Here is a 26,381-nt window from a genome sequence, read left to right as displayed (position 1 = left end):
GAAGTTCAGGACAATGACATTGAGCGGGTACTGCTTGAGGCTGTTGAGGTTCGAGAGGAGCTTCTCACCGAAGCGCGGCTCGTAGACCTTATTATAGGAGAAGCTGTAGTTCTTGCGGTAGCGCTGCAGCAGCGTCTGGATCATGGGCTCCTCATTGAGGTTCTTCCCCTCCTCGCTCTCCTCGTCCACCCATAGCTCGGGGAACATCTTGGCGATGTCTAGGGGCATCAATCCGGAGAAGATCGCATTGCGCGCATACTGCGTCGCCGTCGGCAGGATGGATAGGTAGAGCTGCTCCTCGTCGAAGGTATAGAACTCGCTGAGCATCGACTTGACCGACTCCCACTGGTCGTAGCGGAAGTTATCAATGAGGATGAAGAAGACCTTCTCCCCTGCGTCTAGGAGGGGGAAGACTTGCTTCTTGAAGAGGTCAGGACTAAGCGTAGGGCGCCCCTCGGGCTCGCGTATCCAGCCCTCGTAGTGGCGCATGATGAAGCGGCTGAAGAGGCGTCCCGCCTCGGCCTTCTGCATCTCTAGCAGTTCGCGCATCTGCGCATCACCCTGCTCCAGCTCCAGCTCCCAGTGCACGAGACGGCGGTAGAGCTCCTTCCACTCATCGAGGCTAAGGCGATCGCTCAGCTGCATGCTGATCTGGGCGAACTCCTGGCGGTAGTTCATCGTCGTAGCCTCACTGATGATATCGCTCTGGTGGAGATGCTTCTTCAGCGAGAGCAGCAGCTGGCTGGGATTGACGGGCTTGATGAGGTAGTCCGTGATCTTGCCGCCGATGGCCTGGTTCATCAGCTCCTCCTCCTCGCTCTTGGTCACCATGATGACGGGGACGAAGGGGCGCAGCTCCTTGATCCGCTGCAGTGTGTCTAGCCCTGTGAGGCCAGGCATGTGCTCGTCGAGGAAGATGAGGTCGAAGTGCTCCGCCTGCACCGCATCGATAGCTTCGTTGCCACTCAGTACGGGCGTTACCTCGTAGCCCTTGTTCTTCAGGAAAAGGATGTGGGGCTTGAGCAGGTCGATCTCATCGTCTGCCCAGAGGATCTGATATACTTTGCTTGTGCTCATTTGTCTGCAGTCCTTTGTTGGGGCGATGCCATGCGCATTGCCTCTACTAAGATACGGCATTCCGAGCACATAGCCTTGCCCCCGAGCTCTCCGCAGCAAGGCCAAGAGCATAAGGTAGAGCCAGGGCAAGGAGTGCGTCCCCTTTGAGCGCAATCAAACGCAGGGTAAAGCGACAACCTACGCCCAGCCCGTCCGCGGGCAAGCGACGGCCAAGGCCGTGAGCCCCTTGCCCAAGTCCCCCTGCAAAGTGAGCAAGGGGTGCAGCGAAGCCCCCTACAAGTCCGAGCCCCCGTGAGGGATATCCCTCAGCCTCCTGACTGCTATCCCTGAGGCGCCTCACTGACGCCCCTCAGCGCGCCCACTGATATCTCTCACGGGCACTCCCCCTTAGCTCACGATCCCACCTTTCCCCTACTGCAACTTCGGCCAAAGACAAGGGGCGCATCCTCCAGCGGAGGATGCGCCCCTTATAGCGCCTAAGGCCTGTGGCCTAAGACGGCTTATCCTGGATTAGAGGGAGTTCACCGTGAGGATAGCGACCAGCAGGGCCAGGATGGCGTAGAGCTCAGGGAAGACGGCCATCACCATCGTAGCGCTGAAGACGTTCTCGCCGCTACCAATGGCCTGGATCCCGTTGGCACAGACCTGCGCCTGACGGATCGCGGAGTAGAGGCCGACGATACCGAGGATCAGCCCAGCGCCGAAGATAGCCCAGGCAGCGAAGGGAGTGATCGCCCCTGCGGCGATGAGCTTATCCAGCGCCGTCTTGGCCATGAAGAAGCCTACGAAGCCGTACAGCCCCTGGGAGCTAGGTAGCGCCGCCAGACCGATATACTGCCCCAGTGAGTCAGGGTTCTTCCTCATCGCTCCGACTGCAGCATTACCGCAGATCGTCACGCCGATGCTACTACCGATACCTGTAAGGCCTACCATCAGCGCGAGGCCGAGGAATGACAACATCTCATTCATAATCGTTGAGTTGAGTTAATAGTACTATTATTCTTTTGCTTGTTTACTTACGCTTGAGGGGCGCGTAGGGACGGCCTCCGCCCTCGAATTCGCTGTTCTTGTAGTACTCTACGAAGGTCAGACGAAGCGGGTGGACAAAGGCGCCGATGAGGGCGATGCCGAAGTTGATCGTATGCCCAAAGGCTAGGATGAAGAGCGCCATCACCCAGCCGATGACGATGCCGCCGATGCTCGCATCAGCCCCCGAGGGGATGCAGGACATAGCCAGCTGGTTGAAGACACTCCCTAGGATACTCCCCGTCAGCCCGATGGCGAAGAGGCGGATATAGGAGAGGGCGTCCCCGAGCAGCCCCGAGGCATTGTTGTAGGAGGTCCAGAGGCCCGAGCCGACATTGATCAGCGGGTTCTTGCCTGGGCTGTTGTAGAGGAAGGCTACCAGTACCGAGAGCCCGACGATGCCGTAGAGGCCATACTGCAGCCATAGGGGCAGCGCGATCTCGAGCTTCGGCAAGAGGTAGATCAGCCCTAGGCCGATGAGCAGCAGCACCCAGGCATAGCCTGAGAGCGCATAGCGCCAGCCCTGCTGTCGACTCGTCTTGTAGGCCCCTACGAGCTTACCGAAGAAGACCTGGATGAGGCCGATGACCACGGCGATGACCATCATGTTGTCCTGGTTGAAGAGGTAGTCCTTGTCGCGCGCCCAGGGTAGCTCCATACCGAAGATCGAGCCGAGGACGAGCCCTACGACGAAGGCACCGCCACCGAGCCACTGCCCGAGGCTGAGGAGACTATTGTCACCGCCCTTGTTCCTGAGTCGGAAGAAAGTCGAAGCCAGCAGTAGGATGAGCCCATAGCCTGCGTCGCCGAAGCACATACCGAAGAAGAGCATGAAGAAGGGGGCGATGAGCACCGTCTGGTCGATCTCTCCATAGTTGGGCAGCGAGAAGAGCTGAGTGATGAACTCGAAGCTACGGGCGAAGCTATTATTCTTGAGCTGTATGGGCACGCGCTCCGTCGCGGGATCGAAGTCGATTTGCTTGAAGTAACAGCCCGTCTTCGCCAGCTCCTGCTCGAAGGCCGCAGCCTGCTCCGTGGGGACGAAGCCCTCCAGCAGATACAGGCGCTCATCCGCCAGGCGCTCGGCCTGCAGCTGTGCCTTGCCGAAGCTCAGCTCATTCTCCAGCAGCCTATCGTACTGCTCCAGCTCAGCCAGATGACTGGGGGTCTCGATCGTGATGCTACGCTCCAGCGTCTCCAGCTCCTCACGGCGCTGTGCGATGAGCTCCTCGACCTGAGCGACGCTACGTGCGGGACGGGCTAGGCGATCGGCCTCCGCCAGCGGCGCAGCGTCCCCTGCACGACGCAGGAGGACAAAGTACTTACGCCCCGCCTGCTCGGCGATGGGGAGCACGTCGTGCCCTGCCTCGAAGTCCTCCGTATAGCGTGCCAGCGGCATGCTGTAGAACTCCAGCTGGTAGCCCGCGGTGTCCAGCTGCTCGAGACGCTCGGGGCTGAAGTCTCCCCACAGCGCTACTTCGCCAGCCTCCGCACGTAGCGCGGCCAGCTCCTGTTGCTTCTGTCCACGTAGCTCGAGGAGTCCGTGAAGCTCGCGGACGAGCTCCTGCCCCTCAGCGCGCTGCCTGAGGCGAGGATGCAGCTCGGGGTCCTGCCCTTCGGCAAAGGGTCGCAGCTGACGTAGCAGGATCTTGACCTCGCCACGCTCCTGCTGGATCTGCTGCAGCTCCTCGACCTCGCGCGTATCGCGGCGCTCCTGGATGTGGAGCACGCCGAGCTCACGCAGCTGGTGGAGCACAGCCTCGTAGTCCCGATGGAAGACGAGGAAGGCGTATTTACTCATTGGCTGTATCATAGCTCTTCCTCCTCCTTTTGCTTACGCTTCTCGATATTGGTACGCATGATCTTCTGCGAGGCCTTCGACAGGCTCTCCTCATCCTCGATGAAGCGCTTGATCTTGCGTATGGCATCCTGATAGCCAGGGATCTGCACCTTCTCGAAGAGGTTTACCTTCTGCGTGGTCTTCTTGCGGGCGTGCTCGAGGTACTCCATCTTGAGGCGGAGGAACTCGGCCTGGATACCCGTCGTGGCAAGCGTCTTGAGCAGCTCGATGCCCTCGGCGAACCAGCTCGGGGCGTTGAAGATGCTGAAAGGACGCACCTCGTAGTGAATCTCCCCGAGGACGGGCAGCATGACGCCAGCGACCTTGCGCATGGACAGGTCTACCCTATCGACGGTGATCAAGCTGGGGTCGAACTCTGCCCACAGGCTCACCATACCCTGGTAACCCTGCAGCTCTCGCTCCAGCTTCGCCTCTAGCTCCTCGACCTCGCGCTTGGTTTGCTTGACCTGCTGCCTCAGGGCGCTCTCCTTGCTCTTGATGGTAGGCAAGGTGCGCAGGCGCATCTTCAGCGCCTTCTCCTGCTGCTGTAGCGAGGTCTTGTTGTATTGAAATCGTATCGCCATAAGTTGTATGATGGCTAGCTATTATTCCTTGGTAAGGATGGTGAACTCACCCCCTCGGACGACGATAGCCTGCTCATTGGTGATCGGCACAAGGGGGAGCTTGCCCCCGTATGTCGTAAGGACTTTATCCGCAACCTCAGTAAAAGGATAGCTCTGATAGTGAGGTACCGGGTATCTAGAGATCAGTCCTAAGGCAAGCAAAGAGCTTAGTTCAGGAGCTGCACAGATATCATCCATTAGCTGAACATACTCGATGCTAGGAGCTGATATCACTGAGCCGGCAGATTCCCCGATATAGGGTTTCCCTTTCTCAACCTCTTCCCGAATCAGCTGCTCCGCACCTTTGCGCTTTAGCTCCTGAAGAAGATAGAAGGTATTGCCTCCTGATACATAGATAAAATCCCCCTGCGAGAGCGCGGCTTCAATCTCTTTAGGCAAGGCCTTAGACACCTCTAAGGGGAGCACCTTTAGTCCAAGACCTTCGAGGGCCTGTTGTCCTAATCGAACGTATTCCTTATATGACTCGGGAATACTCGCTGTAGGGATGAAAGTCACCTGCTTCCCTTGCAACTCGATAGGACTCCATTGTTGTAAGAGAGGCGCTACGTCTACGAATGAGGAGCAGAGAAAGAGGAAGATACTTGAGCTCATAATCTGTATGTCTTTGGTCCTGCCTAATCCAAGCACCCCTTAGGGAGTGCCTTTCTAGTAACGTGAGTAGGATTAGAACTAAACTCTTATGCCTTGGGCCAGTACTTATCGACCAGCTGCTGCTTGATGTTGACCTCGGCGGGACGGAAGTACTTGCCGAAGAGGTTCCAGGCCGTATCCAGCATCTGCTCCGTGTCGATATTGACGTCGATGGCCAGCAGCTCACGGGAGTAGTCGGCCGCGAAGGAGAGCGTGCGCTCGTCGTAGTCCGTGAGGTCGAAGCCGTTCTCCATCTTGGTCTGCGCACCAGCGGCATCCGAGAAGAGACGCACAGCAGCGTTCATCACCTGGGGATGGTCCTCACGGGTCTTCTTGCCGATGACGAGCTGCTTGAGGCGCGACAGTGAGCGGAAGGGGTCGATGATGACCTTACCCACATTAGAATCACGGCGCAGGTAGAGCTGCCCCTCAGTGATGTACCCCGTGTTGTCAGGCACTGCGTGGGTGATGTCCCCACCCGAGAGGGTCGTCACGGCGATGATGGTAATGGAGCCTCCGTCGGGGAACTGTACCGCCTTCTCGTAGATCTTCGCCAGGTCAGAGTAGAGTGAGCCCGGCATCGAGTCCTTAGAAGGGATCTGATCCATGCGGTTGGAGACGATGGCCAGGGCGTCGGCGTAGTTCGTCATGTCCGTCAGCAGCACGAGGACCTTCTCACCCTTGACGACGGAGAAGTACTCGGCGGCCGTGAGCGCCATGTCGGGGATGAGCAGACGCTCGACGGAGGGGTCCTCCGTCGTGTTGATGAAGCTGACGATGCGGTCTAGGGCACCGGCGTTGCTGAAGGTATTCTTAAAGAAGAGGTAGTCGTCATTGGTCATACCCATCCCGCCGAGGATGATCTTGTCGCTCTTAGCACGGAGGGCCACCATGGCCATCACCTCGTTGAAGGGCTGGTCAGGGTCAGCAAAGAAGGGGATCTTCTGCCCCGTGACGAGCGTGTTATTAAGGTCGATGCCCGCAATCCCCGTGGCGATCAGCTCGGAGGGCTGCTCGCGGCGAACGGGGTTGACCGAAGGGCCGCCGATCTCTACCTCCTGCCCCGAGACGGCAGGGCCGCCATCGATGGGCTCGCCGTAGGCGTTGAAGAAGCGCCCAACGAGCTGGTCGCCGACCTGCAGCGAAGGGGCCTTGCCGAGGAAGATGACCTCGGCGTCCGTGGGGATGCCCTCCGTCCCGCCGAAGACCTGCAGCGTGACCTCATCGTTCATGATACGCACAACCTGCGCCAGGCGCCCGTTGATCGTAGCCAGCTCCTCATTACCTACGCCCGTAGCGCGGAGCATACAGGTGGCCTTCGTAATGTTCTCGACCTTGGTGTATATCTTTTGGAATGCTTTTGCTGTCATAATCGTCTTAGTTTTTTGCGCGCTGTGCGACTAGTTCGTCGGCGCGTGCCTCGTGACGCGCGAAGTCCTCGCTGCGGAAGACCGAATAGCTCATCTGCTTGAGGGCATTGATCAGATCCTTGAAGTGCTCACCCACCTGGACGAAGTCCTCGAAGGCAAAGTCCGTACGGCAGATCTGCATGACCTTGTCCACCATGTACTCTTGACGCTCGAGCGAGCAGTTAGCGTCGATCTCGTCGAAGGCGTCCTGCTGGCAGATGACGAAGTCGATGAGCTCGCTCTTCCAGAAGGTAATGTGGTAGTCCAGCGGCACGCCGTCGTCACCGAGGATGTTGATCTGCTCGGAGATCTCCTTACCCTGGATGAGGCGCTGCTTCATCTCCCCGACCTTAGCGATCCAGCCCGAGCCGATGCGCTCGGCCATGTAGTCCTGGAACTCGGGGTACTCGAGGTACTTGGAGTAGCTGTCGATGGGGTTGACGGCAGGGTAACGCTTGCGGTCGGCACGCTCCTGCTCGAGGGCGTAGAAGCAGCGGGCTACCTTCTTGGTGTTCTCCGTAACGGGTTCCTTGAGGTTACCCCCTGCAGGAGATACCGTCCCGATGAAGGTCACGGAGCCCGTAGCACCATTGTTGAGGTGGACGAAGCCTGCACGGGCGTAGAAGTTAGCCACGATGGCCGAGAGGTCCATAGGGAAGGCGTCGGGGCCAGGGAGCTCCTCGAGGCGGTTCGACATCTCACGCAGCGCCTGCGCCCAGCGGGAGGTGGAGTCAGCCATCAGCAGCACCTTGAGTCCCATGGAGCGGTAGTACTCGGCGATGGTCATCGCGGTGTAGACCGAGGCCTCACGGGCTGCCACAGGCATGTTGGAGGTATTAGCGATGATGATGGTACGCTCCATGAGGGGGCGGCCGGTGTTGGGATCCTTGAGCTCGGGGAACTCCTTGAAGACCTCCACGACCTCATTGGCACGCTCCCCGCAGGCCGCGATGATGACGATGTCGGCCTCGGCCTGCTTACTGATGGCATGCTGGAGCACGGTCTTCCCCGTACCGAAGGGACCGGGGATGAAGCCCGTACCGCCCTCTACGATGGGGTTCATGGTATCGATCATACGTACGCCTGTCTCGAGGAGCTTGTGGGGGCGGGGCTTCTCGGCATAGCAGCTGATGGGGCGCTTGACGGGCCACTTCTGCTCCATGGTCACCTGGTGCTCCTGTCCTGCCTCGTCGGTGAGGACGGCGATGGTCTCCTTGACGGTATAGTCACCCGCCGCAGCGATGGACTTGACGGTATAGAGACCCTCGAAGGTGAAGGGGACCATGACCTTGATGGACTGGTAGTTCTCCGTCACCTCACCCAGCCAGCTCCCAGCCTGCACGCGATCCCCAGGCTGAGCCAGCGGGGAGAAGCCCCACTGCTTGCCCTCATCTAGGGGATAGGTATAGGTACCACGGCTGAGGAAGACGCCCTCCATCTTGTCGAGGTCGTTCTGCAGCCCGTCGTAGTTCTTGGAGAGCATCCCTGGGCCGAGCGTCACCTCGAGCATGTGCCCCTCGAAGCGGACTTCGTCCCCGATGCGCATACCACGCGTCGACTCGAAGACCTGCGCGTAGGCGTTCTTGCCCTGTACCTTAATGACCTCGCTCATGAGGTCTACGCCTGCGACGGTGATGTAGCAGATCTCATTCTGAGACACAGGACCGTCGGCCTCTATGGTCACGAGGTTACCGACCACGCCCTTTACTATGCCTTTTGTTGCCATTATGTATGATTGTATTCTTCGGTGTTGCGATGTGATTGCGATGTCTCTCGGGGGCCGCCTATCGGTGGCTGTGCCTGAAGTCATCGAGGACGCGTGCGCTCTCGCCCTTGAGCCCGTGTACGATACCGCGGAAGGTAGCCTCGCCGTGCTCGGCGTCTAGCTGGACCCAGCGGCCGAGGATCTCTAGGCGCAGGTAGTAGCAAAGGACATTGTCTATATCGAAGACACGGACGAAGGTCCACTCATCCATCCACTGCCACTTCAGCAGGTCGATGAGACGCTCGCGGCGTGCTATATCACGCTCCTCAGCGATGCGAAGCACGTCCTTGAGGTAGGGCAACTGATCGCCCAGCCCCAGGTCCTTGCTCGTGCTGGTACGCAGCAGCTCCTCGACCTCACCGTTGCCTACGATGTAGTCCTTAGGATCCCAGCCGAGGCGACGACAGGTATAGAGCGCGAGTATGTTACGTAGGTTCTTGTTCAGCTCAGCCCAGCCACGGACGAAGGCGCTGGAGCTCTTCCCGAGCCACTCATAGTAGTAGCGCGAGAGGCGATCCTCTAGGGCGATACGCTCGTGGCGCAGCTCCTCGATGAGGGCGGGCGTGGTGCTGTCGGCACGCCAGTCATCGGCCGCGGGACGGTAGTAGAGCTCGTAGACGAAGCGTGCCAGATAGCTGGGGATCCCTTTCGGGGCTGCGAAGCGTGCCCCTTCGGAGGCACGCTGAGCGAGCGCGCGCAGCTGAGTGAGGAGCGCTGAACCCTCGGCCGAGTCCTCATCAGCAGGCTCCTCAGAGGCGCCCTCGGGGCTGGGGGCTAGCGCATCGGTGCTGATCCAGTCGATGAGCTGAGGGTGCAGCCGCTCGGCACGCAGCGCCTCCAGGAGCTGGCGGTCGGCGGTGCTGAGGACAGGCTGTAGTTCGTGGTAGAATTCCTCCGCAGTATAGGGAGGCTTCGCCATCTCAGCGGTCAAGACTGGGAGCCCTGATACTAAGCCGTAGTACTTAGCCATGGTCTTGTCTCAAGGATGCTGGTGAGGCCCTAGAAGAGCATCTTGCTCAGCTCGGGACGTAGGAAGCTCTTGAAGAGCTCGGCGAACTCTGCCTCTCCGAACTGGATCTTGAAGCTGCCATCCTTAGGGGAGATGGTGAAGTCTGTGGGCTTGCCCGCGACAGAGCGGATGCTGACCCCTTGCTCAAGGAGCTGCTTGGCGTTGGACGCGAAGTAGCTACGCAGTGCCTCGGCGTCAGCCGTGGCGATCTCTACGCCGCGGTTGAGGTCGAAGCCCTCGACGATACGAGCCACGAGGCCCTGGATGAACTGGGGATCTACAGCTAGTGCCTTGGTATTCTGCTCTGCCACCTGGCCCTGGATCTGGTCAGCGATGCTGCTGCGGAGGCTGTCGACGAGCTGGGCGCTGTAGAGGCGCAGCTCGGACTGTGTGTTCTCCTTGAGTTCCTTGGCTCGGCGCTCAGCGTCTGCGATGAGTGCTGCGGCACGTGCCTGTGCGTCGGCTTCGATGGTCTTGGCTTTGGTCTCGGCCTCAGCGATGAGTCGCTGTGCTTCCGTCTGTCCTCGCTCTACCCCTTCGTTGTAGATCTTCTCGGTCAGTTCTTGAATCTTTGCATCCATATCCTGAATTACGTTCGTTTGTCTGCAGTAGTATCGTCAGGAGGCTGTGCTCCCTGCGTCTTGGACAAAGGTAAAGATTTTTTCATTTCAAAACACCCCCTCGCCAAAGTCCTCAAAGTAGCCCCACACAGCCCCCGTCTCAAGGAGCTCCCAAGGGCCCTCCAGGCCGCGCGCCCTACCCCTCAAGAGCGTTCGAGGGTAAGGCTCAGCGGGCCTGAGGGATATCCCTCAGGAGGCTGAGGGACGTCCCTGAGCGCGCTGAGGGATATCCCTCGGGGGTGCTGACTGATATCCCTCAGCGCAGCGCGGGCTAAGCCTCAGCGTGTGGAGCCCACTTCGGGAGGAGGCTAAGGGCTCACGCGAGCTGCACCCAAGGCAAGCGAGCAGGACCGAGACAAGCCCTTCGTCGGAGGCCCGCAGCCCCCTACGACAGCCCGCCACAGTGGGTGTGCACTCCTTGGAGTGTGGCAGAAAAGTCGTTACTTTGTATATATAATCAGCATATACTCAAGGTATGAATACATTCAAGCGTGTGCTGCTCAAGCTCAGCGGAGAGTCTCTGATGGGTGCCCAGCAGTATGGTATCGACACGGATCGCCTCGGCGACTACGCCCGCGACATCAAGGCGGCCTCGGAGCAGGGGATTCAGATAGCGATCGTCATCGGCGGGGGCAACATCTTCCGCGGACTGAGCGGCGCAGCCCAGGGCTTCGACCGCGTGCAGGGCGACCAGATGGGGATGCTCGCCACGGTCATCAATAGCCTCGCCCTAGGCTCTGCCCTGACAGCTCTCGGTGTCAAGAACCGCGTCTTCACCGCTATACGCATGGAGCCTATCGGGGAGTACTACGCACAGCCCCGCGTCCTGGAGGCGCTGGAGCGTGGCGAGGTCGTCATCCTCTCGGGCGGTACGGGCAATCCCTACTTCACCACCGATACGGGTAGCTCGCTGCGCGGCATCGAGCTCAAGGCCGACGTCATGCTCAAGGGTACCCGCGTGGATGGGATCTACACGGCAGACCCAGAGAAGGACCCCACAGCGACAAAGTTCGACCGCATCACCTACGATGAGATCTATCAGCGCGGGCTGAAGATCATGGACCTGACGGCTACGACGATGTGCATGGAGAACAAGCTCCCCATCATCGTCTTCGATATGGATACCCCTGGCAACCTACTGAAGGTGCTGCGCGGCGAGTCCATCGGCACCTACGTGGGCTTCTAGGGACAGATACATTATATATAAGGACAAGCATAAATCTATAAAGCATATCAATGAGCGAACTGAAGAATCTAACGGCGCAGGCTGGCGCCCAGATGGAGAAGACGGTAGAGCACCTCGAGGAGGCGCTGGCACGTGTGCGTGCTGGTAAGGCCAATGTCAAGATCCTCGACGGCATCATGGTCGAGTACTACGGCAGCCTCGTGCCTCTGACACAGGTAGGTACCGTGACCGTACCCGACGCCAAGAGTATCGTCATCACCCCCTGGGAGAAGAATATCATCCGCGATATCGAGCGCGCCATCATCAACTCGCCCCTGGGTATCACACCTGAGAACAATGGCGAGCTGATCCGCCTCGGCATCCCTCCCCTCACCGAAGACCGCCGTCGCGAGCTGGTCAAGCAGGTCAAGGCCGATGCCGAGGCTGCCAAGGTAGCCGTACGCAATGCGCGCCGCGATACCAACGATGCCATCAAGAAGAGCATCAAGGCGGACAACACCCCCGAGGACGTAGCTAAGGACGCCGAGGCCGAGGTGCAGAAGATTCATGATCGCTATATCAAGAAGATCGACGAGCTCTTCGCTGCCAAGGAGAAGGAAATCATGACCGTCTAATCTAGGCCCTGCAGTGACGGGACTAGTCATCAAGAATACCGGGAGCCACTACGGCGTACGGGCCGAGGACGGTAAGGAGTACCTTTGCCTTGCCAAAGGGAACCTACGCCTTAGAGGCTTCCGCAGCACCAACCCCATCGTAGTGGGGGACCTCGTCCAGCTCGAGCTCAACGAGCAGGACGAGGTACACTACATCCGCGACATCCTGCCACGACGCAACTACATCATCCGTCGCTCGGCCAATCTCTCCAAGGAGTCGCACATCCTAGCGGCGAATCTCGACGCTTCCTTCCTCGTCTGTACCATCGCTGCCCCCGAGACCAGCACGACCTTCATCGACCGCTTCCTCGCGACGGCGGAGGCCTATCGGGTGCCGACGGAGCTGATCTTCAACAAGGTCGACCTCTACACCCCCGAGGCGCTGGAGTACATGCAGGAGCTCATCGAGCTCTACAGCGGCATCGGCTATCCCTGCCATGCGGTATCCGCCACCACGGGTGAGGGCGTCGACGAGCTCCTAGGCAGGCTGGAGGGCAAGATAACCCTCTTCAGCGGTCACTCAGGCGTCGGCAAGAGCACGCTCATCAATAGGCTCATCCCTGGCGCCGAGCTGCGCACGGGGCAGATCTCTATGGCGCACTTCAAGGGGATGCATACCACGACCTTCTCCCAGATGATCCCCCTGCCCTCCGCTGGCGGCGGCTACCTCATCGACACGCCGGGGATCAAGGGCTTCGGTATGCTGGAAATGGACGAGGCAGAGGTCTCGCATTACTTCCCCGAGATCTTCGCAGAGAGCGCACACTGCCGCTTCGGCAACTGCTCGCATACGCACGAGCCAGGTTGCGCCGTTCTATCAGCACTAGAGGAAGGACGCATCGCGCCCTCTCGATACACCAGTTACCTCGGTATCCTCGAGGACAAAGAAGGCGGTAAGTACCGCCCCGAGTATAAGTAAGGTAAGGCCGGGAGGCCTCTGGCACGACGCCCTAGCCCCCTAGGCGGCGGCCTCAGCCTAGCCCCACAGCCCAGCCTAAGCAATCAGTAGCATTAGTACGAATGATGAATATCCTATCTAGAGGATGCGCTGCAGCAGCGGCCCTCTTCCTCTTCACAGCCTGCAGCACCGTGCCCATCACGGGGCGCAACCAGTTCAGCCTCGTATCCGACGGCGAGATCCTATCGATGAGCGCGACGCAGTACCGCCAGTTCATCAGCCAGGCCCAGCTCAGCAGAAACAGCAGCTACAACGCGCGCGTCAACCAGGTAGGCCGTCGACTCGCCGCGGCCACGAACTCCTATCTCAAGGAGAACGGCTATACCGACATGCTCTCCACACTTAGCTGGGAGTTCAACGTCGTCGATAGCAAGCAGGTCAACGCCTTCTGTATGCCTGGCGGCAAGATCGTCGTCTACACGGGTCTACTGAACCTCATAGGCAACGGCGCACACGCTGACGACGAGCTCGCAGCCGTCATGGGGCACGAGCTCAGCCACGCGCTGGCGAAGCACGCCAACGAGCGCATCAGCAATCAGATGCTCCTGCAGGCAGGCGGCCAGATCCTCGGCGCTGCGGTAGGCTCACGCTCGGCCACCCTCGGCGCACTCATCAATCAGACCTACGGTATCGGTGCTCAGGTCGGTGTGATGCTCCCCTTCGGTCGCAAGCAGGAGTATGAGGCCGACAAGATGGGGCTCGTCCTCATGGCTATCGCAGGCTACGATCCACGCTACGCCGTGAACTTCTGGCAGAAGATGTCCTCTAGCAAGGGCGGCCAGCAGGTCAGCGAACTGATGAGCACGCACCCAAGCGACGAGAACCGCATCCGTGCCATCAACGAGTACCTCCCCACGGCGCTGAAGTACTACACGGGCAAGGCCGCCCCCAGCGCGAGCCCCACGACGACGCGCTCTACCCAGCAGCAGGACGTACGCGTCTCGGACCTCAACCGCCTGCTCAAGCGCTAGTCCGCCTAGCTGACGATGGCCTCTGCCTCGCTGCGCACCCAGCTTAGCCTCCCCCCGGCCTATAGCCTCGAGGCACTGGGATCGCCCCCTCGCCCTGCTCTAGAGACGACCTCGCCCTGCGGCAAGGCGCCCCTGCGGCAGGGCGAGTTCGCACCGAGCCTCAGTGCCATCGTACCTTAGCCTCCAGCCCGATTTACTCAGACCGCTGAGCCCGTATTACTCAGACCGCTGAGCCCGTATTACTCAGGCCGCCGAGCCCATCCAAGCGAGGCATCGCCCACCCGCAGCCTCCCCACCCTCTTCCTCTAGCCACACAGCCCTATGAAACTGCTGAAGCAAATCGTCCTCATCCTGACCATCCTCGTCGCTGTCGGGTGCCTCGTCTCCCTGGCCTTCCTCTCGGAGGCTCAGCGCATGATCGTCCTCGTCGGGGGAGGCTTTGCCATCCTCAACCTCTTCTTTATCCTCTTCTTCATCAGCAAGAATAGCAAGCGCCCCGAGCCACGCCGCTAGCAGCGGCACCGCGACTCGAGCAGCGACTAATCAGCACAGCCCACAGCTATGAGCCCACACCCTAGGCGGACGCACCGCGTCCTAGCCCTCACCCTAGCCCTCCTCATCAGCATCCCTGCCCTAGCACAGAGCAAGCGCATCCGCGAGCATGAGGTCGTACGCGAGGAGACTGTCTACAGCATCTCCCGACGCTACAATGTCCCCATAGAGAAGATCTACGAGCTGAACCCCTGGGCACGTACCCAGATCAAGGTCGGGGACAAGCTCCTGATCCCGAGCGAGGCGACGAGCCACAGCAGCACCAGCCCCAAGGCCGAGAGCCGCAAGCATGTCGTAGCCGCTGGCGAGACGCTCTACCGCATCAGTAAGAACTATGGCATAGAGCTGGAGCAGCTCCTACGCGCCAACCCTGGGGTCACCTCCTCCAATGTCAAGGTAGGCATGGAGCTCGTCATCCCCACCCCGCAGTCCGAGCAGGCCGCCACGCCCAGCCCTGCCCCTGAGCCTCAGAGCGTAGAGATCTCCTCCAGCCAAGTGGCTAAGGCGCAGGTACGCGTGGCACTGCTGCTGCCCCTGACGAAGGGACGTCGCTACGTAGAGTTCTACGAGGGCTTCCTCCTCGGCATGTACGAGCTCAAGAAGACGGGCGTCAGCATCCAGCTGACCACGCTCGATACGCCGACCGATGAGGCACTCTCGGGGTACATCGCCCAGGGCAAGCTACGGGATATGGATCTCGTCTTCGGCGGGGTCAATGAGCAGCAGATCGGTGCCCTAGCACGCGCAGGCGGCTACCGCTACTATGTCGTCCCCTTCAGCCGCGTCGACGGGCTGGAGCTCGGGGCGGGCAACTCGGCCGTCCTCGTCAACGCGCACCCCGAGTACCTGATCGACCGCGTCATCCCGAGCTTCCTACAGCGCTACAAGGGGCGTGAGGTCGTCTTCGTCAAGCGCAGCAGCGACAGCGAGGACCTCTTCGCACAGGAGCTGCGCAAGGCCCTACGCAGCGCGGGTCTCCCCCATCGCACCATCGAGCTCGGCGGGCAGAGCCCGACCGTAGGGACGACAGCCGTCCTCGTACCCGTCTCAGCAGATCGCAACCTCGCGCAGGCTACCATCAGCTACCTCGAGCGTCAGGGCTCGACGAACCTTACCCTCTTCGGCTACCCACAGTGGCAGTCCTTCGGGGGCGGATTCCAGCGTAGCCTCAGCCGCTACAATGCGACGATCTACTCGAGCTTCTTCTTCGACCCCACGACCAGCGAGTCACGTGACTTCCTCACGCAGTACAATCACTGGTTCAGCCACAAGATCGACAACACCTACCCCAAGTACAGCGTCCTTGGCTACGACCTAGCGCGCTACTTCATCCGCGCCTATTCGCTCTACGGGCAGGGCTTCGTCAAGCACCTCAACTCCCTGCCCTCGGACGGGCTGCAGCTGGATATCTACCCCAAGGTAACCTTCACCGACGAGCAGGACGGCGCACGTCGCAGCGTCTATACCAACACCCGATGCTATCTGGTCACCTACAAGTCCTCGGGCACGATCCAGCGTGATGCCATCTAGCCCCGCACTGTCCCTTAGCCCCGCACAGAGATGATACGCACCCTCTGCTACAGCCTCCTCGCCCTAGGGCTCGCCGCTACGACGGCCAGCGCCCAGGAGGCCAAGCCCCCCTTCCACCAGTCGCTCGCCGTCGGTGTCCATGGTGGGATGCTGATGAGCCGCGTCAACTTCGTCCCCAGCGTCAGCCAGCGGCTGCACTCGGGACTGATGGGCGGCGTCCTGCTCCGCTACAATGTGGAGCGCGGTGCCTCCCTACAGCTCGAGGCCAACTATGTCCAAGGTGGCTGGCAGGAGAAGTACGATGCCGCTACGACTAGCTACAGCCGTACGCTGAGCGCGCTGGAGGTGCCACTGCTGACGCACCTCTATCTAGGGCAAGGGAGCGCTAAGTTCTACCTCAACGCAGGCCCCTTCGTCGGCTACATCCTCTCCGAGGCCTCCACGAGCTCGGGAGAGGATGCGATGAGCGATCAGGACAAGGCGCGCCACGCGCTCCCCGTCGCCAATCGCTTCTTCTGGGGGCTAGGTGGCGGCCCTGGCCTCAGCCTGCAGCTCGGCGGCCGTCACCGCATCGAGCTGGAGGGGCGCCTCGTCTACGGGCTCGGCAATATATGGTCGAGCGCGCGCACCTCCCCCTATCCTCAGTCCTCGGAGCTACGCTTCGGCGCGCGCCTCGGCTACGTCATCCAACTCTAGTCCCCGCGCGGAAGGCCTCCTGAGGGATATCAGTGGGCACGCTGAGGGACGTCCATGAGCGTCGCGAGGGATATCAGTCAGGGCGCTGACTGATATCCCTCGCGACGCTTCGTATAGGCTGTCCCCTCGCTCGGCCTCCGCTTAGCCTTTGCCGACACCCTCTGGCGAAGCGCTCTAGCCCCTGATCTCGGTGGTCTCCAGCGCGGCTTAGTTCGCTCGGACACAAGCAAGTCAGCCATCCGCTCCTTAGCTAGGGCATCAGGCGCCACGAGCAGACCAGCCTCCTGGCACATCCTACGCCGAAGCCTCAGTGCTAGAGCTCCACGAGGGCTCTAGCTAAATTTCCTTATCTTTGCGCTAACTCGCTAGGGGGCTTCCCACAAAGGAGTCCTACGTCCAAGGCGAGCACCGGGCCCTCGTAGTTCAACGGATAGAACAAGAATTTCCTAAATTTTAGATAGCAGTTCGATTCTGCTCGGGGGTACGCACGACGAAGCCCACTCAGGTATGCATCAGCAGTCTGAGTGGGCTTCGCTCCTTAATAGACTTAGGTTCAAGGCCTAATCGCAGCCTCCCTCTCCCCCAGCCGAGGGCCATCCCTAAGAATAGGTATTTTATCGCCAGATAGAGCAGGGCTATAGGCTTTGGCCTACCTTTGCACTGACCGAAGCTACCGCTTGCCCTCTGGCCGAGCTAACGACTCTCCCCACCCCATCTACGAGTGACGAGCCCTGACAGCCCAAGCTACGCCGCGGTCTCCCGCTGGCACGCCCTCGCTGGCGCACATCGGGAGAATCATTCCTTCATTATTACTAACCGCCCCCATGCCACGGCATAGCGGGGCATGATCCCAAGCGAAACGCAATGAACAAGCTGATGCAGCAGGTGCTGCTGGCCGCCCTACTCCTACTCGGAGTCCACTGGAGCGGCAGCGCACAGCAGACAGCGACGACAGGAAGTATCGTGGGCACCGTCGTAGACGCTTCGACACACGAGGCCCTTCCTTTCGTCCAAGTATTCATCACAGGTACTACGCTCGGCACTACGACCGATGCCAATGGGGCCTTCTCCCTGACGAAGCTCAAGCCTGGCACCTACTCCCTCCAGGCACGCCTCGTCGGCTACGCCTCCGAGCAGGTAAGTCTCTCCGTCACCGCAGGCCACAGCCGCCACCTCGACCTCTACCTCAAGGCGCAGAGCATAGACCTCGATGGCGTCGTCGTCTCGGCCAACCGACATGAGACCATGCGGCGTAATGCCCCCAGCCTCGTGACCGTGCTCTCGCAGGAGCTCTTCACCAAGACCAACTCCGAGAACCTCAGTCAGGGGCTGCGCTTCCAGCCCGGGCTGCGCATCGAGGACAACTGCCAGAACTGCGGCTTCAACCAGGTGCGTATCAACGGCCTCGAGGGCGCCTACTCGCAGATCCTCATCGACAGCCGCCCTGTCTTCAGCGCCCTAGCAGGCGTCTACGGTCTGGAGCAGATCCCCGCTTCGATGATCGAGCGTGTGGAGGTCATCCGTGGTGGTGGCTCGGCACTCTTCGGGGCGAACGCTGTAGGCGGCGTCATCAACGTCATCACCCGCGAGCCCCTGCGCAGCACCGCCACGCTCAAGCAGAGCATCACGAGCTACGAGCAGTCGGGGCATCGCTATACCAGCCCTATGCCTGTGACCAGCTACAACGCCAGCCTCGTGAGTGAGGATCGACGCGCTGCCGTCATGGTCTTCGGCCAGCATGCCCGCCGTGGCTTCGTGGACGTCGACGGGGATCAGTTCACCGACATCCCCGAGCTCAAGCAGCGCGCCCTCGGTCTGCGTGCCTACTACAAGACGGGGATCTACAGCAAGCTCACGGCCGAATGGCGCTCCATGCACGAGTATCGCCGCGGCGGTGACCGACTCGACGAAGCTCCCTTCCAGGCGCGCATCGCCGAGTACCTCCAGCACTTCATTAACGGCGCTAGCCTGCGCTTCGACCAGAATACGGCTGAGGGCAAGGATAGCTTCAGCCTCTACGGCTCGGGGCAGCAGGTGCTGCGCAAGAGCTACTACGGCGGCGGCGACTACGCCGAGCAGCTGCTCAAGCCTCTACGTGAGCTGCCTCGTGGCGCTGCAGGTAGCGCCGAGGAGACGGCCTATCAGGAGGCCTACGACGCGGCCTTCAAGGCGCTGACCTCCTACGGCCAGACCAAGGGCTTCGACTTCCAGACAGGCGGCACCTACATCCACCACTTCGACCGCCCCTGGACACTGACGGCTGGGGCTGAGGTCAGCTACTCGCTGCTCAACGACAAGAGCGGCTACCGCGCTCAGGGCATAGACCAGAAGACCTGGACCTGGAGCCAGTATGACCAGCTCGAGTACAGCCTCGACCGCTGGAGCTTCCTCCTCGGTGGCCGCCTCGACTACGTGCATCTGACGCAGGGGGGCAAGAAGAGCATCGACCCGCTCCTCATCCTCAGTCCGCGTGCCAACGTACGCTTCGCCCCCACCAAGGACCTCGGCCTACGCCTCTCCTATAGCGAGGGCTTCCGCGCCCCGCAGTTCTTCGACGAGGAGATGCACGTGACGCTCGCTGGTGGTGAGCCCAAGGAGCGCGTCCTCGGCAAGGACCTCCGCGAGGAGCGCAGCCGTAGCCTCAGCGCCTCCGCCGACTGGTATACCGCCTTCGGCAGCTGGCAGCTCAACCTCATGGGCGAGGGCTTCGCCACCTTCATCAAGAATAAGTTCACCGCCGACAACGAGGATGGCGTCCTCGACCCCAAGACGGGCAAGAAGGTCATCACCATCATCAACGCTGCGGGCAGCCCTAGCCAGGTCTACGGGATCAACCTCGAGGGACGCCTGGCGTACCGCCGTCTCCTCGACCTGCAGGCAGGGCTGACGCTCCAGCGCAGCCGCTACGGAGCGGACAAGACGCTCTTCGAGCCCAGCGACGAGACGCCCACGCAGGCGACTATCACCACGCGCGACTACGAGCGTACGCCCAATGTGTACGGCTACTTCGCCGCTACGCTGCGCCCCAGCAAGCCCCTGAGCTTCACCCTCTCGGGTACCTACACGGGCTCGATGAAGGTACCCCACGAGCCTTACGAGGGCTTCGCTGGGATCGCCAGCGAGGCTAAGCCCGATAGCCGTGGCGCCTTCGACTACACCGACGCCACAGGGACGCAGCACCGTGGCCTGGCCCCAGGCTTCGCGCAGCTCACCACGACCAAGCCCTTCCTGGACCTTGATCTGCGCGTCAGCTACGCCCTAGACCTCACCTCGCTGGTCAAGCTGACGCTGGACGCTGGCATACAGAACTTCCTGAACTCCTACCAGCAGGATACCGACAAGGGACCTGGCCGCGCCTCGGCCTACATCTACGGCCCCACGCGTCCCCGCCGTCTCTACCTCTCGGCGACCTTCGACCTCTAGCCGAGTAGCCTCCACGGGGTGCAGACCTAGCGCCTCTGATACAGCAGCGCCCCCAGCATCCGATCGAGATGCTGGGGGCGCTGTCCTTATACTATGGAGCGGCTGGGCTAGCGGCCGAAGCTCCACTTGAGCCCGAGCGTCGGGGCTACGATCCATTGCGGGGCATCGACGTTCTTCGACACACGTAGCTCTGTGCCTACGCTGAGGTTGAAGTCGGGTGCCACGCCCTTGAGCTTATTGAGATTGCACCACAGCTGAGGCTGGGACATGAACCTGAAGGTCGTGCTTCCCCAGCCTGGAGCCGTCAGCTCCTGCCGCCACCAGCTGAAGAAGCCCGTCGCCGTGAAGAGCCCCGAGGCCGAGGCGAAGCGCCAGACGCCACAGAGCTCGAAGTTGTGCGGCTGCTCTGCCCCCTTGATATACTTGTAGAGGGGGATGAGCTGGAGCATCGTGCGACGTGTAGGGCTGAGGTAGGTGTAGCTCCCGCCGAGCATGAAGGCATCGTTGAGGGAGAAGGCGGGCTTGGTCCGCTCCGTGCTCGGGGCGTAGTCTCTGAAGCGGAGGCCCCCATCGTAGCGGAGGTGTAGGGCGAAGGGGGGACGCCAGAAGCGGAGGTTGCGCATGAACTTCCAGTTAGCATTCACTGCACCCTGATCACGCCAGGACATGTCTACGAAGTAGAAGGTATCGCCGAAGCGGTCGAGGCTCTGCTGCTCGACGGTAGCCGTCATCATAGGACGCTCGCGCTGCACCGTCGGGTAGAGGGCACGGCCGAGGTCGTAGTGCAGCTGGATATTCTGCGCCTTGAGGAGCGGGGCTGCCGAGAGGAAGAGGAGGCCAAGGAGCGGGCGCGCGAGGAGGCGAAGCCCTCGGCCGTCCTGGGACTGGCGGAAGCGAGACATCATCATGCTGAGGAGCTATAGACACGAGCGCAGCCAGTAGCGGGAGCTACCGACTGCGCTCGCTATCATTGGGTGGGAGCTAGCGCTTAGAAGAGCTTGGTAGGGTATTCTCCAGCGTCGACCAGTGCCTGGATCTTGGCTACGACCTCGGGGCGGTCAGCAGCATAGGTCACGCCGAACCACTGGTCGGGCGTATCCAGCACCTCGACAGAGATCTTGCCCTGAGCTACGAGGAGGTTGACGGGCAGCGGGATGAAGTACTCGAACTTAGGGTTCGTGTCCAGCGCCTGGAGGAAGTGGCGGAAGAGCTCGTTGGAGTGACGGAAGTAGTCGGGAGTGAAGCCCCACATGTTCATCGACACGGGCGTGTTCTCCTCGAGATACTGCTTCTGACCCTGCTCGTCCTCGAAGAAGATGCGTCCATCCTCCCCGCGAGCGATCGCCGTGCGCTCTACGACCTCCGTCAGGAAGCCCTTGTCGTCGACCTGGCAGACGCCACGCGCTACCGTACCGCTCTCGCTGAGGGTATTGCCCACACGATAGCCAACCATGCAGTACTTACCCTCGCTGTCAGAGAGGCTACGGAGCTTGTCCGCCAGTGCAGCGAAGCCATGACGACCGTAGAAGTCATCGGCGTTGATCACCGCGAAGGGCTCCTTGACGACCTCCTCAGCCATCATGACGGCGTGGTTGGTACCCCAGGGCTTCTCACGCCCCTCGGGGACAGTGAAGCCCTCAGGCAGCTTGTCCAGGTCCTGGAAGACGATCTCGACGGGGATCTTGTGCTCGTACTTGGAGACGATCTTCGTGCGGAACTCCTCCTCGAAGAGGTGGCGGATGACGAAGACGACCTTACCGAAGCCAGCACGGATAGCGTCGTAGATGGAGTAGTCCATAATGGTCTCGCCCGAGGGGCCTAGACCATCGAGCTGCTTGAGACCGCCGTAGCGGCTCCCCATACCTGCAGCGAGGACAACGAGTGTAGGTTGTTTCATTGTACTTATAGTGTTTAGGAGTTAGTGATGACGCATTAGCGGCGGCGCCTACGGCTCTTCGTGGCCTTGCCCTTAGAGGACGTGTGCTTCTGCGCCGCCTTAGCACTGTGCTTGCCAGGGATAGATAGGCTCTGCCCTACGCTGAGTTTGTCGGAGCGAAGTCTATTGGCCTTCTTGAGCTCCTCGACCGTGAGGCCGTGGCGGTGGGCGATGCTGGAGAGCGTCTCGCCCGAGCTGACCTTGTGCTGACGGCTCGTAGTGGCGGACTCGCCTCGGGAGCTAGCTCGGGAGCGGCTGGAGCTGGTCTCGACCTCGGCTTCCTCCTGGCTCGTCTCCTCGCTCGAGCTCTGCTTCCGACGCGAGGAGGTCTGCTGGTCAGGACCCTCGAGGTTGACACGCAGCTCGGGGGAGACGACGGCCTCGCCGAGACTATCGAGCTTGAGGATGGCCGTCAGTGGTAGGCGTACCGAGGCGTTGTTCCCTGGGATGATGCCGCTACGGTACTGGGGGTTGAAGGTGGAGATCGTCTCCCGATCCAGCCCCGTAAGCTCGGCGATGCGGTCGAAGGTCACGCGGTGTGGCGTCACGTAGTAGTCGGTAGCCAGCGGACGGCCGAGCTCGCGCGGCAGGATGCCGTAGTGACGCGAGTAGTGCATGGCGAAGTAAGCCCCGATGAAGAGCGGGATGTAACGACGCGTCTCCCCGGGGAGGAAGCGGTAGATGTCCCAGAAGTTCGGCTTGAGGAGCCCGGAGCGCTTGATGGCACGATTGACGTTGCCGGGGCCGCAGTTATAGGCCGCCAGCACAAGCCACCAGTCGCCGTAGATCTTGTAGAGGTCCTTGAGGAAGCGGCTCGCGGCCTCCGTGCTACGGATGGGATCCATGCGCTCATCCACGAGGCTATTGATGTTGAGCCCGTAGACGCGGCCCGTGGGGAGCATCAGCTGCCAGAGGCCAGCCGCCCCAGCAGGGGAGATGGCCTTGGGATTGAGCGCCGACTCGACGATGACCAGATAGCGTAGCTCCATAGGCAGACCATACTTGTCGAGCGCTGTCTCTATATCGGGGAAGTAGAGATCCGAGAGGGCGAGCATGGAGCTCAGCAGGCAGCGACGACGGTAGAGGTAGAGCTCGATGGCCTCACGCACGAGGGGATTGTAGCTGAAGCGCATCACCGAGGGGATGCGATTCAGCATCCTGATGTAGGTACTGTCGGCAGTGTAAGGGACGGAGACGGAGGCAGGGAGGGCAGGGCTGTTACGTGCGGTACCCTTGCGCCCATAGCCGCTATACCACTGCTCCAGGAGGCTCTCTACGTCGCGATCTAGCGAAGCGGGGAGCGTGATGGGATCGAGCAGTGCTGAGGAGAGGGAGAGCGAGAGCGGAGATCCCTGCTGACGGATGCTGTCGCGCTGTGCCCAGAGGGAAGGCGAGAGCGTGAGGAGAAGCGAGAGAAGGGATATCCTGAGGAGGCTCTTCATAGGGGGAGTCATTAAAAGGTAAGGCTACAGTTGACCCCCAGCTGTAGTGCGGGTCGAGGTAGCGCAGGCACGGCTATCTCTGGGCTGAGGCGCAGGGATAGGTCGGGAGAGATGTCGAAGGTGTAGAGCTCGGCATCGACATAGGCGTCGAGGAGCGAGAGGCCGTAGACCAGCACTGTAGCGACGATGCTGAGGTCTCGATAGCGGCGGTAGTAGTCATTGCCGCGCTTGAGCGTCGAGCGGAGCGAGCTGTACTGCGCGTAGTCCTCGGCCTTGGCACCCGCGGGGGCGAAGGCCAGCCAAGCGGTATTGGTCGCAGGGTCGGCGCTCATGATGTCGCGATAGGCCTCATGGTAGTCGCGGTACTGGCGGTTGTTCCAGCTGATGGCGTAGTAGCAGGCCGTCAGCGCACCCCAGACGATGGGGAGCTTCCAGTACTTGCGATTATAGATCTGTCCGCCCCCAGGGAGCAGAGCCCAGAGGAGTGCCTTGGTCGAATTGGGCTGCCAAAGCGGAGCTATCGCCATCGCCTGGGGTGAGAGCTGCACCTGAGGCTCCTCAGCAGTACGCACGAGGCTATCGAGGCGGGCGATCCGCAGGGGGCGCGGCGCTTTGTCCCCGACGTAGCTCGGGCTGCTCTGAAGGCCCGTACTCGCGAAGGAGGGGTAGCTGCGCAGCGTGAGGAGGCTGTCGGGAGCCGAAGCTCGGGCAGAAGCCGTTCCCATGAGGAGAGCAAGCCCGAGGAGGAGGAGGCTGGGACGATAGCGGGAGGCAGTCATAGACAGAGGGCTAGTGCTGTACGCGCTCGAGGAGCTGCATGATACGCTCCAGCTCCTCATCGCTGGAGAAGGGGATCGTCAGGCGTCCCTTGCCCTGAGCATTGCAACGCAGGGTGACGCGCGAGGCAAAAACCTGCGCCAGGTGCTGCTCGAGGATCTTGTAGTCCGCACGTGCAGCAGGCTTGGGGCTGCTGGAGGGCTTAGTCGTGGGGAGCTCCTCACCGCCCTGCTGGACGGCACGGGCGAGCTCCTCGACAGCACGCACACTCAGCTGCTCCTGCTGGATGAGGGCATAGAGCTCCAGCTGCCGCTCGGTATCCTCGATCTGCAGGAGGGCACGGGCGTGCCCCATGTCGATGAGGCGCTGGGTGAGCCCCAGCTGGATCTCGGCGGGCAGGCGCAGCAGGCGCAGGTAGTTGGCCACCGTGGTACGCTTCTTCCCGACGCGCTCGGCGAGCTCCTCCTGCTTGAGCTGCTGCAGGTCGATGATCTGCTGGTACGCTAGGGCGATCTCTATGGCATTGAGGTCCTCGCGCTGGATGTTCTCCACCAGCGCTAGCTCCATGAGCTCCTCGGCACGTACGGGACGGATGTAGGCGGGCAAGCGCTCGAGGCCGGCACGCTGGGCGGCACGCCAGCGGCGCTCGCCCGAGATGATCTGGTACTGACCGCCCCCGAGCTCCTGCACCGTGATGGGCTGGACGAGGCCCAGTGCACGTATCGAGCTAGCAAGCTCCTCGAGGCGCTCCTCGTCGAACTCACGGCGAGGCTGATTGGGATTAGGCTGGATCAGCGAGATACTCAGCTCCTGGATCGAGGCAGCCCCGCTGAGGCTGGCCATGGGCTCATCGGGGAGGAGGTTGCCGAGGCCGCGCCCGAGGACGCTCTTAGTCTTCATTGCCATAGCGTCTACTTCTTAGTCTTATTGATCAGCTCGACTGCCAGCTGGAGGTGATTGACGGCGCCGCGGCTGTCGGCATCGTAGAGCAGGGCGGGTAGCCCATGGCTCGGAGCCTCGCCGAGCTTGACATTGCGCTGGATGACGGTCTCGAAGACAAGCTCCTTGAAGTGGCTCTTGACCTCCTCGTAGATCTGATTGTTGAGGCGCGTACGGCTGTCGTACATCGTCATCAGGAAGCCCTCGATCTCGAGGCGCGGGTTGAGGCGCTGGCGGACGATGCGTATGGTATTGAGCAGCTTGGAGATACCCTCGAGGGCGAAGTACTCGCACTGCACGGGGATCAGGACGGCGTCCGCCGCTACCAGCGCATTGATGGTGATGAGGCCCAGCGAAGGGGAGCAGTCGATGAGGATATAGTCGTAGCGGTCTACGAGCGGCTCGAGGACGCGGCGCAGCTTGTGCTCGCGCTCGTCCTGCTCCATCAGCTCGATGTCTGCTCCCGCCAGGTCGATGTGCGAGGGCAGCAGCTCGAGGCCGTCCACGATGGTAGGGATGATGACCTCGGAGGCCGCGAGGCCGCCGCAGAGGCATTCGTAGATCGTCTTACCGAGCTTGAGGCTCTCGACGCCCAGCCCTGAGGAGGCGTTGGCCTGCGGATCGGTATCCACCAGCAGCACGCGCTTGTCGAGCGAGGCTAGCGAGGCTGCCAGATTGATAGCTGTCGTAGTCTTCCCTACGCCACCCTTTTGGTTTGCTAAGGCGATGATTCGTCCCATTCCTATGGTCTCCCTATAGTCTATTATCCTTATCCTATTCTATTTAGCCCGGTTCGAGCCAGGCGCTATAGTTCCTAAATAACTTCCAAATTTACGACTACTCGCCGACATAGACGACATCCGTGCCGCCAGACGATGCGCTTCGGACTGGCTCTGAGGTGAAAACGCAGCCTCCTCCACCCTCGGTATAGCGGGGCTCTCAGCCCAACTGAGGCCAAGAGCAAGCGCCCCTACCCTATGGCACTCGGCTTCCTCCTCCGAAGCCCTCCCCATCCGCCGACCTATCCCTCAGCGCTCTGAGGGATAGCAGTCAGCGCCGTAAGGGGTATCAGTCAGACCGCTGAGGGATATCAGTCAGCGCGCCGAGGGATAGCCCTCAGGCTGGGCGGGCTATGCCGAGCGCTGGGCAAGACTAAGGAGCGAACTTAGCCTGCAGCACATCGAGGCACGCCCCCTAGCTTCTCGCAGCACACTCGTTCATGCCGCTGTACTCCGCCTCGATCAGTCCACAAGGAAGCTCCAAACTTGGCCTCAAGGAGCGATTTTCGACCTCTCAGC

General features: G+C 61.1%; 24 protein-coding genes and 1 tRNA gene. 10 read left to right on the top strand and 15 right to left on the bottom strand.

Annotation, left to right across the window (positions count from 1 at the left end):
- The 9 genes from Q0248_RS00715 to Q0248_RS00675 form a co-directional block, all read right to left on the bottom strand.
- The coding region (locus tag Q0248_RS00715; protein WP_299318568.1) for a PglZ domain-containing protein at nucleotides 1-1,077 on the bottom strand (1,077 nt) is incomplete at its 3' end.
- Nucleotides 1,078-1,587: 510 nt separating this feature from the next.
- Nucleotides 1,588-2,046 carry an ATPase gene (locus Q0248_RS00710; protein ID WP_211789186.1) on the bottom strand — a complete coding sequence of 153 codons (459 nt, stop codon included), beginning with the start codon at nucleotides 2,044-2,046 and terminating at the stop codon, nucleotides 1,588-1,590.
- 43 nt (nucleotides 2,047-2,089) lie between these two features.
- The gene (locus Q0248_RS00705) at nucleotides 2,090-3,904 is read right to left on the bottom strand and encodes a V-type ATPase 116kDa subunit family protein (protein WP_299318565.1); all 1,815 of its coding nucleotides are present in this window, start codon (nucleotides 3,902-3,904) and stop codon (nucleotides 2,090-2,092) included.
- 8 nt (nucleotides 3,905-3,912) lie between these two features.
- Complete coding sequence (locus Q0248_RS00700; RefSeq protein WP_211789184.1) at nucleotides 3,913-4,527, bottom strand: V-type ATP synthase subunit D; 615 nt, start codon at nucleotides 4,525-4,527, stop codon at nucleotides 3,913-3,915.
- A gap of 21 nt (nucleotides 4,528-4,548) precedes the next feature.
- Nucleotides 4,549-5,178: a Type 1 glutamine amidotransferase-like domain-containing protein gene (locus tag Q0248_RS00695; protein ID WP_299318561.1), complete on the bottom strand. Its 630-nt coding sequence runs from the start codon at nucleotides 5,176-5,178 to the stop codon at nucleotides 4,549-4,551.
- Nucleotides 5,179-5,264: 86 nt separating this feature from the next.
- Nucleotides 5,265-6,587 carry a V-type ATP synthase subunit B gene (locus tag Q0248_RS00690; RefSeq protein WP_299318558.1) on the bottom strand — a complete coding sequence of 441 codons (1,323 nt, stop codon included), beginning with the start codon at nucleotides 6,585-6,587 and terminating at the stop codon, nucleotides 5,265-5,267.
- A gap of 7 nt (nucleotides 6,588-6,594) precedes the next feature.
- Nucleotides 6,595-8,352 (bottom strand): V-type ATP synthase subunit A, encoded by a 1,758-nt coding sequence (locus tag Q0248_RS00685; protein ID WP_299318556.1) that lies wholly within the window; start codon nucleotides 8,350-8,352, stop codon nucleotides 6,595-6,597.
- A gap of 58 nt (nucleotides 8,353-8,410) precedes the next feature.
- On the bottom strand, nucleotides 8,411-9,361 hold the full coding sequence (locus tag Q0248_RS00680) for a DUF2764 family protein (protein WP_299318553.1): 951 nt from the start codon (nucleotides 9,359-9,361) through the stop codon (nucleotides 8,411-8,413).
- 29 nt (nucleotides 9,362-9,390) lie between these two features.
- Entirely contained in the window at nucleotides 9,391-9,981 is a 591-nt protein-coding gene (locus Q0248_RS00675) for a hypothetical protein (protein WP_211789179.1), read from the bottom strand.
- A gap of 514 nt (nucleotides 9,982-10,495) precedes the next feature.
- Between Q0248_RS00675 and pyrH the strand changes: the two genes are divergently transcribed.
- The 10 genes from pyrH to Q0248_RS00625 all read left to right on the top strand — a co-directional run bounded on the left by pyrH (nucleotide 10,496) and on the right by Q0248_RS00625 (nucleotide 19,989).
- Nucleotides 10,496-11,206 carry a UMP kinase gene (gene pyrH, locus Q0248_RS00670; RefSeq protein ID WP_299318550.1) on the top strand — a complete coding sequence of 237 codons (711 nt, stop codon included), beginning with the start codon at nucleotides 10,496-10,498 and terminating at the stop codon, nucleotides 11,204-11,206.
- Between the two features lie 50 nt (nucleotides 11,207-11,256).
- Nucleotides 11,257-11,820 (top strand): ribosome recycling factor, encoded by a 564-nt coding sequence (gene frr / locus Q0248_RS00665; RefSeq protein ID WP_211789177.1) that lies wholly within the window; start codon nucleotides 11,257-11,259, stop codon nucleotides 11,818-11,820.
- A gap of 13 nt (nucleotides 11,821-11,833) precedes the next feature.
- Entirely contained in the window at nucleotides 11,834-12,778 is a 945-nt protein-coding gene (rsgA, locus tag Q0248_RS00660; RefSeq protein ID WP_299318548.1) for a ribosome small subunit-dependent GTPase A, read from the top strand.
- A gap of 104 nt (nucleotides 12,779-12,882) precedes the next feature.
- Entirely contained in the window at nucleotides 12,883-13,788 is a 906-nt protein-coding gene (locus Q0248_RS00655) for a M48 family metallopeptidase (protein WP_299318546.1), read from the top strand.
- A 15-nt stretch (nucleotides 13,789-13,803) separates the two neighbouring features.
- The gene (locus Q0248_RS00650) at nucleotides 13,804-13,968 is read left to right on the top strand and encodes a hypothetical protein (RefSeq protein ID WP_299318545.1); all 165 of its coding nucleotides are present in this window, start codon (nucleotides 13,804-13,806) and stop codon (nucleotides 13,966-13,968) included.
- A 141-nt stretch (nucleotides 13,969-14,109) separates the two neighbouring features.
- Nucleotides 14,110-14,301, top strand: coding sequence for a hypothetical protein (locus Q0248_RS00645; RefSeq protein WP_299318542.1), 192 nt, complete (start codon nucleotides 14,110-14,112; stop codon nucleotides 14,299-14,301).
- A 48-nt stretch (nucleotides 14,302-14,349) separates the two neighbouring features.
- Complete coding sequence (locus tag Q0248_RS00640) at nucleotides 14,350-15,870, top strand: LysM domain-containing protein (RefSeq protein WP_299318540.1); 1,521 nt, start codon at nucleotides 14,350-14,352, stop codon at nucleotides 15,868-15,870.
- 30 nt (nucleotides 15,871-15,900) lie between these two features.
- Nucleotides 15,901-16,566 carry a porin family protein gene (locus Q0248_RS00635; protein WP_299318537.1) on the top strand — a complete coding sequence of 222 codons (666 nt, stop codon included), beginning with the start codon at nucleotides 15,901-15,903 and terminating at the stop codon, nucleotides 16,564-16,566.
- Between the two features lie 412 nt (nucleotides 16,567-16,978).
- Nucleotides 16,979-17,050 (top strand) — tRNA-Arg (locus tag Q0248_RS00630).
- Nucleotides 17,051-17,430: 380 nt separating this feature from the next.
- A complete protein-coding gene (locus Q0248_RS00625) occupies nucleotides 17,431-19,989 on the top strand; it encodes a TonB-dependent receptor (protein ID WP_299318535.1) in 2,559 nt (852 codons plus the stop codon).
- Between the two features lie 107 nt (nucleotides 19,990-20,096).
- Here Q0248_RS00625 and Q0248_RS00620 read toward each other — a convergent pair whose 3' ends face one another.
- The 6 genes from Q0248_RS00620 to Q0248_RS00595 all read right to left on the bottom strand — a co-directional run bounded on the left by Q0248_RS00620 (nucleotide 20,097) and on the right by Q0248_RS00595 (nucleotide 25,823).
- A complete protein-coding gene (locus Q0248_RS00620) occupies nucleotides 20,097-20,894 on the bottom strand; it encodes a DUF5020 family protein (protein ID WP_299318532.1) in 798 nt (265 codons plus the stop codon).
- Nucleotides 20,895-20,977: 83 nt separating this feature from the next.
- Nucleotides 20,978-21,886, bottom strand: coding sequence for a sugar phosphate nucleotidyltransferase (locus Q0248_RS00615; RefSeq protein WP_299318529.1), 909 nt, complete (start codon nucleotides 21,884-21,886; stop codon nucleotides 20,978-20,980).
- Nucleotides 21,887-21,921: 35 nt separating this feature from the next.
- Nucleotides 21,922-23,367 (bottom strand): lytic transglycosylase domain-containing protein, encoded by a 1,446-nt coding sequence (locus Q0248_RS00610; protein ID WP_299318527.1) that lies wholly within the window; start codon nucleotides 23,365-23,367, stop codon nucleotides 21,922-21,924.
- 11 nt (nucleotides 23,368-23,378) lie between these two features.
- Nucleotides 23,379-24,146, bottom strand: a complete 768-nt coding sequence (locus tag Q0248_RS00605) for a DUF5683 domain-containing protein (RefSeq protein WP_299318525.1) — start codon at nucleotides 24,144-24,146, stop codon at nucleotides 23,379-23,381.
- Between the two features lie 10 nt (nucleotides 24,147-24,156).
- Entirely contained in the window at nucleotides 24,157-25,050 is an 894-nt protein-coding gene (locus tag Q0248_RS00600; protein WP_299318523.1) for a ParB/RepB/Spo0J family partition protein, read from the bottom strand.
- A gap of 5 nt (nucleotides 25,051-25,055) precedes the next feature.
- Entirely contained in the window at nucleotides 25,056-25,823 is a 768-nt protein-coding gene (locus Q0248_RS00595; RefSeq protein WP_211789166.1) for an AAA family ATPase, read from the bottom strand.
- Between the last annotated feature and the right edge of the window lie 558 nt (nucleotides 25,824-26,381).

This window comes from uncultured Porphyromonas sp. (genome assembly GCF_938046015.1).
Taxonomy (GTDB): domain Bacteria; phylum Bacteroidota; class Bacteroidia; order Bacteroidales; family Porphyromonadaceae; genus Porphyromonas.
This window is presented reverse-complemented; position numbering and strand designations above follow the sequence as displayed.

Coding starts and splice junctions, on each gene's coding strand:
- Q0248_RS00635 (WP_299318537.1), top strand. CDS start 15,901: ATGATACGCACCCTCTGCTACAGCCTCCTCGCCCTAGGGCTCGCCGCT.
- Q0248_RS00645 (WP_299318542.1), top strand. CDS start 14,110: ATGAAACTGCTGAAGCAAATCGTCCTCATCCTGACCATCCTCGTCGCT.
- Q0248_RS00690 (WP_299318558.1), bottom strand. CDS start 6,587: ATGACAGCAAAAGCATTCCAAAAGATATACACCAAGGTCGAGAACATT.
- pyrH (WP_299318550.1), top strand. CDS start 10,496: ATGAATACATTCAAGCGTGTGCTGCTCAAGCTCAGCGGAGAGTCTCTG.
- Q0248_RS00615 (WP_299318529.1), bottom strand. CDS start 21,886: ATGAAACAACCTACACTCGTTGTCCTCGCTGCAGGTATGGGGAGCCGC.
- Q0248_RS00700 (WP_211789184.1), bottom strand. CDS start 4,527: ATGGCGATACGATTTCAATACAACAAGACCTCGCTACAGCAGCAGGAG.
- Q0248_RS00620 (WP_299318532.1), bottom strand. CDS start 20,894: ATGATGTCTCGCTTCCGCCAGTCCCAGGACGGCCGAGGGCTTCGCCTC.
- frr (WP_211789177.1), top strand. CDS start 11,257: ATGAGCGAACTGAAGAATCTAACGGCGCAGGCTGGCGCCCAGATGGAG.
- Q0248_RS00640 (WP_299318540.1), top strand. CDS start 14,350: ATGAGCCCACACCCTAGGCGGACGCACCGCGTCCTAGCCCTCACCCTA.
- Q0248_RS00655 (WP_299318546.1), top strand. CDS start 12,883: ATGAATATCCTATCTAGAGGATGCGCTGCAGCAGCGGCCCTCTTCCTC.
- Q0248_RS00675 (WP_211789179.1), bottom strand. CDS start 9,981: ATGGATGCAAAGATTCAAGAACTGACCGAGAAGATCTACAACGAAGGG.
- Q0248_RS00595 (WP_211789166.1), bottom strand. CDS start 25,823: ATGGGACGAATCATCGCCTTAGCAAACCAAAAGGGTGGCGTAGGGAAG.
- Q0248_RS00605 (WP_299318525.1), bottom strand. CDS start 24,146: ATGACTGCCTCCCGCTATCGTCCCAGCCTCCTCCTCCTCGGGCTTGCT.
- Q0248_RS00610 (WP_299318527.1), bottom strand. CDS start 23,367: ATGAAGAGCCTCCTCAGGATATCCCTTCTCTCGCTTCTCCTCACGCTC.
- Q0248_RS00650 (WP_299318545.1), top strand. CDS start 13,804: ATGGCCTCTGCCTCGCTGCGCACCCAGCTTAGCCTCCCCCCGGCCTAT.
- Q0248_RS00705 (WP_299318565.1), bottom strand. CDS start 3,904: ATGAGTAAATACGCCTTCCTCGTCTTCCATCGGGACTACGAGGCTGTG.
- Q0248_RS00695 (WP_299318561.1), bottom strand. CDS start 5,178: ATGAGCTCAAGTATCTTCCTCTTTCTCTGCTCCTCATTCGTAGACGTA.
- Q0248_RS00600 (WP_299318523.1), bottom strand. CDS start 25,050: ATGGCAATGAAGACTAAGAGCGTCCTCGGGCGCGGCCTCGGCAACCTC.
- Q0248_RS00680 (WP_299318553.1), bottom strand. CDS start 9,361: ATGGCTAAGTACTACGGCTTAGTATCAGGGCTCCCAGTCTTGACCGCT.
- Q0248_RS00710 (WP_211789186.1), bottom strand. CDS start 2,046: ATGAATGAGATGTTGTCATTCCTCGGCCTCGCGCTGATGGTAGGCCTT.
- Q0248_RS00685 (WP_299318556.1), bottom strand. CDS start 8,352: ATGGCAACAAAAGGCATAGTAAAGGGCGTGGTCGGTAACCTCGTGACC.
- Q0248_RS00625 (WP_299318535.1), top strand. CDS start 17,431: ATGAACAAGCTGATGCAGCAGGTGCTGCTGGCCGCCCTACTCCTACTC.